This is a genomic window from Wandonia sp., from assembly GCF_984588085.1.
The window spans coordinates 19492-27894 of sequence record NZ_CFIGVI010000040.1; the positions used below are offsets into that span (position 1 = coordinate 19492).

At 33.3% G+C, this 8403-nt stretch carries 10 protein-coding genes; all 10 read right to left on the bottom strand.

Annotated features, from left to right (window positions below):
* Window positions 1–86: 86 nt before the first annotated feature.
* A complete protein-coding gene (locus AC4PL9_RS12425) occupies window positions 87–1286 on the bottom strand; it encodes an ankyrin repeat domain-containing protein (RefSeq protein ID WP_491605069.1) in 1200 nt (399 codons plus the stop codon).
* 116 nt (window positions 1287–1402) lie between these two features.
* On the bottom strand, window positions 1403–2347 hold the full coding sequence (locus AC4PL9_RS12430; protein ID WP_491605070.1) for a hypothetical protein: 945 nt from the start codon (window positions 2345–2347) through the stop codon (window positions 1403–1405).
* The gene (locus tag AC4PL9_RS12435) at window positions 2344–2811 is read right to left on the bottom strand and encodes a DMP19 family protein (protein ID WP_491605071.1); all 468 of its coding nucleotides are present in this window, start codon (window positions 2809–2811) and stop codon (window positions 2344–2346) included. Before AC4PL9_RS12435 ends, AC4PL9_RS12430 begins: the two co-directional genes overlap by 4 nt.
* 364 nt (window positions 2812–3175) lie before the next feature.
* Window positions 3176–3667: an ankyrin repeat domain-containing protein gene (locus AC4PL9_RS12440; protein WP_491605072.1), complete on the bottom strand. Its 492-nt coding sequence runs from the start codon at window positions 3665–3667 to the stop codon at window positions 3176–3178.
* Between the two features lie 100 nt (window positions 3668–3767).
* Window positions 3768–4088, bottom strand: a complete 321-nt coding sequence (locus tag AC4PL9_RS12445) for a hypothetical protein (protein WP_491605073.1) — start codon at window positions 4086–4088, stop codon at window positions 3768–3770.
* 163 nt (window positions 4089–4251) lie between these two features.
* A complete protein-coding gene (locus tag AC4PL9_RS12450) occupies window positions 4252–5025 on the bottom strand; it encodes a class I SAM-dependent methyltransferase (RefSeq protein WP_491605074.1) in 774 nt (257 codons plus the stop codon).
* 196 nt (window positions 5026–5221) lie between these two features.
* Window positions 5222–5632 (bottom strand): VOC family protein, encoded by a 411-nt coding sequence (locus AC4PL9_RS12455; RefSeq protein ID WP_491605075.1) that lies wholly within the window; start codon window positions 5630–5632, stop codon window positions 5222–5224.
* A gap of 69 nt (window positions 5633–5701) precedes the next feature.
* Window positions 5702–6271, bottom strand: coding sequence for a Crp/Fnr family transcriptional regulator (locus AC4PL9_RS12460; RefSeq protein ID WP_491605076.1), 570 nt, complete (start codon window positions 6269–6271; stop codon window positions 5702–5704).
* 164 nt (window positions 6272–6435) lie between these two features.
* Window positions 6436–6912 carry an SRPBCC family protein gene (locus tag AC4PL9_RS12465; protein ID WP_491605077.1) on the bottom strand — a complete coding sequence of 159 codons (477 nt, stop codon included), beginning with the start codon at window positions 6910–6912 and terminating at the stop codon, window positions 6436–6438.
* 143 nt (window positions 6913–7055) lie between these two features.
* On the bottom strand, window positions 7056–8192 hold the full coding sequence (locus AC4PL9_RS12470; protein ID WP_491605078.1) for a hypothetical protein: 1137 nt from the start codon (window positions 8190–8192) through the stop codon (window positions 7056–7058).
* Window positions 8193–8403 lie beyond the last annotated feature (211 nt).

The following is an 8403-nucleotide window of genomic DNA, read 5'->3' on the forward strand; positions in this document are numbered from 1 at the left end:
AGTATTGAAAGTAATGTTGTAATGCCAGTTTGCTAACTAAACAAACGATGATTTACTTACCCTACTGTTATACAATCGTTTTTTATTTACGACAATAGTTTCATTAATTCCTCATCATCCCAATGTTTTGCCACCTCAGCAGGTTTTGTTCCTACGGGAAATACAACAAATTCTTTTGTACTCTCTGCATTCACATCAGCACCGTTCTCGAGTAAAATTTCGGCCATTCTTCGGTGTCCCCCTAAATCCGCCAGAAAATGAAGAGGTGTCCATCCTTTTTCGTCTTTAAAGTTGGAAAATTTATTGTCATTTAGTTTATAGTATTCTTCTAATCCATCCACTCTTTTGCTTCTGGCTAAATAATGAAGTGGTGTAATTCCTGCATTATCTTTGACATCAAATGTGGCTCCTGCTGCAATCAGGTTTTGCATCAAAGCGGGCTCTCCGATAGAACAAGCGTGCAGTATTGCACTATGTCCTTTATCCTCTTCGTCCTCAAAATTTGCCCCATAGTCTATTAAATCAATAATAAAGTCAATTGTTTTCCAGTAATTTAAATGCTCTTTAGGAGCCCAGGACAATTCTTCACAAATTTCTTCCTGCTCCCAAGCGGGTAAAACATCACCTAATGTATCATCACCGGTATAGGGTTTTGTATATCGGAAACAGCCATTGATAATTTCATATTTCACCCTTACCCCATCATTCTCTCCCTCAGAATTCCAGCTCTTTATCATGCTGTCTTCCAGGTAAATTAAAGCATTTAATAGTGGTGTCAACCCCTGATCATTTTTTGTGTTTAAATTCGCATTTTTATCCACTAACTTGTGAGCAAAGCTTGTTTGACCTAAAGCAGCAGCGGTGTTGAGTGCTGTATTACCAAAAGCATCTTTATGCTCTATATCGATTGCTTCAATTCCTTTCAAATCAAAGATGTCCACAAAACCAATGGCCGCTGCCAGGTGAAGCAAAGTTCCGCCTTTATCAGTCAGTACTTTTATGTCGGCATTATTTGCTAAAAGGAGAGAACAGATATCCAATTCTTTTTTAGATACGGCTAATTGTATGGGGTAAAAGGATTGATTATCCGCAATATTGGGATCAGCGCCATTTTCAAGCAGTATTTTTACAATATTTTCAAATCCATTAAATGCCGCACAATGCAGCGCTAGAGAGTTAGGGCCTTTGTGGTTCACATCTGCGCCCAATGAAATACACTCTAACACTTTTTCTTCATCTCCATTTTCAGAAGCGATAATTAGTTCTTTATTACTATCTCTTTCCATCTTTTGAAATTTATTTTATCTCTATTCTATTATTTACCAACGCCATTAATGACGAATACGATCCTGTCCATCCGCTTTTTATCTACTATTTTGCAGTTTAATAAGGTTGTATTGCGCTAAAATAGTCCGGTAAAAAAAGGGTTTTCTATTTTATAGATTTTGTAATATTCTTTTTCACCTTTTAATTCATAATTCAAATGTATTTTGATAAAAAATTCGAAAAACTTTTCCAGTTCTAAGCTTGGAAAATTGTGCAGGGCATGTTTTATAACATCTAATAAGTTCTCTGCTTTTTTAGTATGAATAGGAACCGTTAGTGTTACCTGATATTTATTCACCTTTTCTAACGGTAAATCGATTTGATCATCAATGGTTTTTTGCTGATTATACCTGTTATTGCCGGGTGACATTAAGTAAGTCTGGAAAACCTCAATATCTGATTCATCTTCATAGATATAATGATCTTCGTGCTGTAATGTGATGAAAAAGGTTAGGTTCTCTATTCGAACTTCCTCTAAAAAATCAAGTGCTACATCAATGGTTAGTTCACTGATGTCATAATTATCAATAGTTGCTCGATTAAAAGTGTTTTTTAACGAAAAGTCGATTTCTTTAATGTCTTCAAACTCTATTTTTGTGTCGTAGTTATACACCTTTCGTGCTTTAGGAGCAATTAACTTTTCCAGCTCAGAATTACAAGCACAATCAATATGTATGGCATTTTCTAGAACAAGGTGAGTCAATTTATTAAAAGAACATCTTACATTTTTAGCTTTGGGTGCATACAGCTCTGTTAATTTGTTTTCGGAGCAATTCACCTCCTCAGCATTGTCAACCCGCAATGAAATCAGTTGATTTTTATTGCACCCCACATAGATGGCATCAGGAGCTTCAAGTAATTTTAGTTGATTGTTTCTACAAAAAACTTTTAACGCATTTGTCTTAAGGTCACGTAATTTTTGATTACCCGAAACTTTTAAGATGCCATCTTTATCCACTTTTAGGGAAACCTCTTTTCCTTCAACGTCTGTGGCAACAGCGTAGTATTCTTCTTTATTCAAAATTGTTCAGTATTTTCTGTAACATAGATCAGGTTCTGGTTGAGTATATACTCATTTAAGTCGTAAAACTCATTAGAAAGAGCATCCCATTTATCATCCACCTCGTTATCGTCAGGTAAATTTTCCAGAATTTCTCTGCATTCTTCCAGATCATCAGGAATAGCTTTAGCCGGGTATAGTTCAACTGCTTGCTGAAAAATAGTATAAACTTTGGTGAGTCCTATTTTTTGAAAAGCAGCCAACCCTTCAGATGTTAAACTATTTGCGTTATTATAGAAAAAGGAATTGATTCCTCCTCCGTTAATACTGTCTTGAATTATTTGAGAAATAATCAGCGGTTTTTCCACTTCGTTTAATCGGTCAATGTATCGGCCGTCCTCACATTTATCCCATAGTTCATCAATAATTAATTCGTAAATCTCTTTTTTATTGTCAACTTTTAATTTTTCTAAATATTGTTTCATAATATTTCAGTTAAAACAATCGGTTTCACACTTGAAGTAAAACGTACAACACTTCTTATTTTAGGTGTGTTTTCTGTGCACGTTTTATCATTAAAATCCATATAACTCCCACCTGTTTTTTCAAGGTTGCGAAATCTTATATTCGCCTTAACAAATAACATATAAATTGAGCATTTTCCTATCCCTTTTTATGTCAAAAATGTAACCTTCACCATTTATTTGGTAAGATGTTACATTGACCGGGTAAGATGTTAAGTTGAAATAGCAAAATATGGGTTGAAAATAAAAGTTACAACGCCTTCCCCATCTTGATCTTTAGTGATTCTAACTTCTGAATTACTTAATCGCGGTTTTTTCTTATTTATTAACTCTTATATTCACCGCAATACTTAACAAATAGCTTAAGTATTTCCTTGTCGCAACTCATTTCAATAGCTGCTTGATAATTGGTGTAATTTTTAAATTTCAGGTAGGGGTCGGCACCATTTTGCAACAGAACCTCAACCATTTCAACATTGTTTTGATGGATCGCTTTAAAGAGCGCATCTGCACCTTTTTTATGTCTCAAGGTTACATCGGCATTATGCGCTAATAAGAGTTTCATAAGTGGTATGTTCTCTGCCTCTATCGCAGACATGAGGGGTGTTAAACCACTATGTTGTGCGTTGTTTGGATTTGCTCCATGCTCCAGTAAATAGGTAACGATGTCCATTTTTTGATAATTGACTGCATAATTTAAGGCGGTTCCATCATCAAGATTTGTTTCCAGGTCAATTTCTTTTAGTCTATCTATTACATCTACTAGTGATTTCTGTCTGGATAGTATATCAAGTTTTAATTTTTTCTTGTCAAACATGGTAGTTACTTCAAAGGTTAACAGTTAAACCGTATCCAAAGGGTATTCAGAAGTAGGCGAGAACAAGCAATTACTTTTAGCCATTGTTGTAAGGCGTTTTTTATTCAGTTTTTCTTTCCTGAATTGTCTTTTCATCTGCGCCAAGTTCTTTCCACAATTCTAAGTCAGTTCCGCTATCAATTATTTCTTTTACCTGCTCTAAAATTTCCGGTTCAAGAGATTTAGTTTCCCATTGAGCTAAAGCAAGTCCGAATAGCGAATTATTTCTGTCGTCTGAGTCCGCAAAATAGTCCGCAAATTCAGTTTTTATTTCGTTTGAAACCCAAACTTGATTTCCACCATTATTATACTTATCGAAAAAGTTCGAGTAAATATCTAATGTGGTATCATTTCCTTTTATTTCAGTGCTCCAAACTCCCATTCAGTTTCGATTTTCAAATGCCTTACAATGGTTGGCACATGTTGTCGGGGAGGATTTCGAAGAGCGTTCCTGTCCGATGGACACGGAACTGCGAAACGAGAATCCGCAGTTGGCGTACCTCCGAGCCCCGCCCTGCAATATGTACTTTGTTGTGTGCAGGTTTTTATTTTATTCTTTTTCCAATATAAAACATATAGCCATAGTACTTTTTGTATTTGTTGTACAAATCAGCTTCATATCGCTGGGAAGAAGCAAATTCTTCTGCTGTTTTATTACCTTTATGATTTTCTAAAAAAGAGTTTAAATTCAAAGCCTGCTTTGTATAGTACTCCGTCCAAATAGCTTCTGGTAACATATACGTAGCAATCGGTAAATAACCCGCATTTTGCATTTGCGCAATTTTATTCGGGATCGTATCTATTTCCGGATATGCCTTTTCCCAAAATTCTTGAATTTCATCAGGTCGCTCGTCACGAAACCAAGTGTTTTCAGTAACGGCAATATATCCGCCTATTTTCAGAAATTTTCGCCATTCATTTAATCCACGCTCAAATCCAATATTATAAATAGAGCCTTCCGACCAAATCAAATCTAATTCTTCTTCTTGAAACGGAAGATTTTCCATATTTCCAACAATGCCTTTTACTCTGTCTTGAAGATTCTGATTTATAGCATTTTGATTAAACTTGTGAATAAAATCTTGCCACACATCAATTCCAATAATTTCGCACGGTGTATTTTGTCCTAGCGTCATTGCTTGACTACCAGTTCCACAACCAATATCGGCAATTTTAGACTTTTCAGTAAGCCCCGTTATGAAACTTAGTGCTTTAAGTGTCTCTTCGGTATTTCCCGGTCCTTGTCTTTCCGTATTTGAAAAATATTCATAAATAATATTTATGTCAAAATCGTGAATGGTTTGTTTTTCGTTACTCATTCTTTATTTCCTTTTTATAGTCTGTCAGTGTGATGATTACGTATTTTAACTTGCGCCTAACGGTCTGTATAAGATGTCGTAGCAGATTAAAAGCACTACACTTTTCTTCCTGACAATATACTTAATTTAATACAATAGCGGTTTGAGTGTCAACTCGAACCGCTATTGCTTTTATACTTTGTTGTGCGTTCGTTTTTTATTTTCCCGAATGTAATCCAATGCGATTTCCTTCCGAATCTAAAATGATTGAAAATAAACCAAAAGGTGCCTCAGTTTTTGGAACGAGAACTTTTCCTCCTGCTTTTTCAACTTTATCAATTACAGTTTGAATATTCGGACTAGCATTTAGATATACAAATATTCCTTTTTCAGTTGGTGTTCTGTCTTCTGACTTGGATAAAACACCTGTAACTCTTCCCGATAGTGCCTGTTTAACATTTGGGTCGTAAGGAAAAAAGGTTAATTCTTCATTTGTCTCAGCAAAAACCTTAGTAGTCATTTCTATATCGAATATCGTTTCATAAAATTTTTTTGCTCTGGTAGTATCTAAGACAGGTATTTCAAACCAAGTTAGAACATTATTTTCTGTACCAATTTTTTGTAACATAATTCAAATTTTAGTTTAGGCAAAAGTGGTGCATATTTGTTTTATTAAGCTGAGACATTTGTCACAAAATCACGAAATTCTTCTTTTACGTATTCTACTTAGTGTCTCTCTTGTTACGCCAAGAAATGAAGATAATTGAGAAAGTGAAACTCTTTGTAAAATATGCGGGTAATAGGTTTCAATATATTCAAATCTTTCTTTTGCCGTGTAAAGCTTGAAAATTGCAGAAAACTCTTCCTGTTTTGTTGCAAATTGGCGTAAACAAATTCGCCCTAAGTTTTCGATTTCAGTACTCTGTCTCGAAATTTCAAATAATTTATCCTTGCTAAATACAATACTGATTATCGGTTCACAAGCTATGATGTTATATTTTGACTTTAACCCACTACCAAAACTAGTAACATTTGTTGCTATTTCATTTTCAAAGAACAATTCAGTGTTTTTTACATTACCATCAATTTCATAGTAACTTTTGCAATATCCGGTGTCGATATAAAAAAGCGAGTTACAAACATGACCTTCTTTCAAGAGAAGTTCATGTTTTTCAAACTTTTTCTTAACCAATGCAGGCTGTAACTTTTCCCAATTTTCATCAGAAAAGGTTGTTAAGGAACGAATATATTTTAGCAAATTATTCATTTATTATTATGCTTTTAGCAAATGACGCACAACGTTTTTGTATATGAAAAGTAGCGGATTTTGTGCACTAATTTTTCAGTTTAACAATGACCTCTAATTTATTCATTTACTTTCGATTAAGCGATTAAATCGCTATTTTTTATATACGTGTTGTACACAGTACTTTATTCATTTATAATATCTTTCCATTTGTCAGATTCCGCAAACTCTTTTACAATTCTGTTTCTTTCAATTAGTAATTTACTCATATTCTTTTTCAGAAAGAGCTTGTCCGCTAACTTTCCTAAAATTCCAAAAGGCGATTTGTAATCAAAAAAGTCAGTCATCAAAGTTCCGCCATTCGATTCCGCAAAGTGATGTTCGTGTTTAAATTTCGAAAAAGCTCCTTTAACCATTTCGTCTGCAAAGTAATTCGGTCTATCAAATTCCGTTATTTTGGAAGTTAGTTTTTGATAAATTCCAAAGTGTTTTGCTCGCCAAGTTACGCTTTCGTTTATTCCAATTAATCCGCTTGTTTTTCCTGCAACTGCTTCTTCATTAGTTTGTTCGGTCGATATTTTGTGTAAATCGATACTTCGAGACAAGTCAAAGACGATATTTCTATCAGCTTTTATTTCAGTTTTAAGTTCGATTCTCGGCATTTTTGGGGTATTGTGTATGGTTAGTTGCGTGTTTCAGTAACTAATTTAGTAAACAAAAACGAACGCGAGAAAATTCCGCAGGAATTTTCGCAAGTAGGCTAGAACCAATCAATTAATTATACACGGTGTTGGCAACAGTATTATTAAGGCATTGCACTATTAAAGAGGGAATAATACAATAGGTTTGGATTTCTTCTTTTTATTTTTGTAAAATCTTTCTCTTTTAATCCTTCCAGTTTTATGATTGCCTTATGTAAAGCCAATTCATTTTCTATACTTCTAATTCCAATTGCAGTTCTCCGTTTGTTAATTGCTGTTTTAGTTTTGGAGTCTAGCTTATTTACGTTGTTAATATTAAATTTTAACTCTTTTCTCCAAATAGAATTAGCACCTCCCATTCCAATTAAATAATCAATATCATACCTCTCTAAACAAGCTGCGTATAAACTAGGATAAATTTTTAATTGTTCTATTCCTTCAATAAGTAAAGAGTCTAATGAAGGGTATCTCTTTATGTTAAGATGCCATAATAGACTATTTCCTGGTCTATGAGTCAAACTGTTGATGAATCTATTCTTTTTAAAACTCAACGTAAAATATACAGAATCATCATTATGCACTCTTATATCTGGAGTTATAATATGCTCAATTATATAATCCTTTTCGTTTATGTAATTAGGTAAACCCTCGTTTGTAAACAAGGTTGATTTACTAACACTGCTACCACAATTTTTATCACTCGGAAAACCATATTTGGTTACCAATGTAATATATTGATTAACTAAAAAATCTTTATCAATATTATATTTTTCAGGTGAATTAGTATTTAGCTTACTATTGAAAAGATGTATTCTAATTTGATCATTTTTATCCAGATTTAAAAACCTATTATTAAAATCATAGTCAATCTTATTAAGATAGCTTTTTTCAAATTCATCATATTTGGCGCTTATATTCAGAAGAATAGTGTCGTTTGGTGAATGATTAATGAAGTATTGTAATTCAGTTTTATTTAAACCAAACTTCAAAGCAATTTTCAAAAACTGATAAAAAGTACTTTTGTCCTTTATTTTTTGTGAAATACACGTGGCTGCAAGCAAATCTCTAGAAAAGGGGTAATTATATTTTTCAAATGTTTTTTTATATTGAAAAGTAGCTTTTTCTAATTCATTGTTTATTATAAATTCTTCTGCTTTATGTATTTCTTTATAATAGTCTTGCGAGTATACTTGTGTATATGATAAAAGACCAAATAGAATGTAAATTAAATAAAGTTTCATCAAGTTATTGAATTTGTAGAGGTTTACTCATATTGTTGCCAACGGTTAGTATATGAAAAGTAGGCGATTACGAAGCACCAAACTTTCGGTTAAATACAAAGTTTGAAAGGAGCCAAAAGCCTTGAATTTATTAATGTTTCGCCTGTTTTTCATATACATCCTAAGTTTACAATCATTAACTTGTATAGTATTAATTCAAAGAACGAAAGAG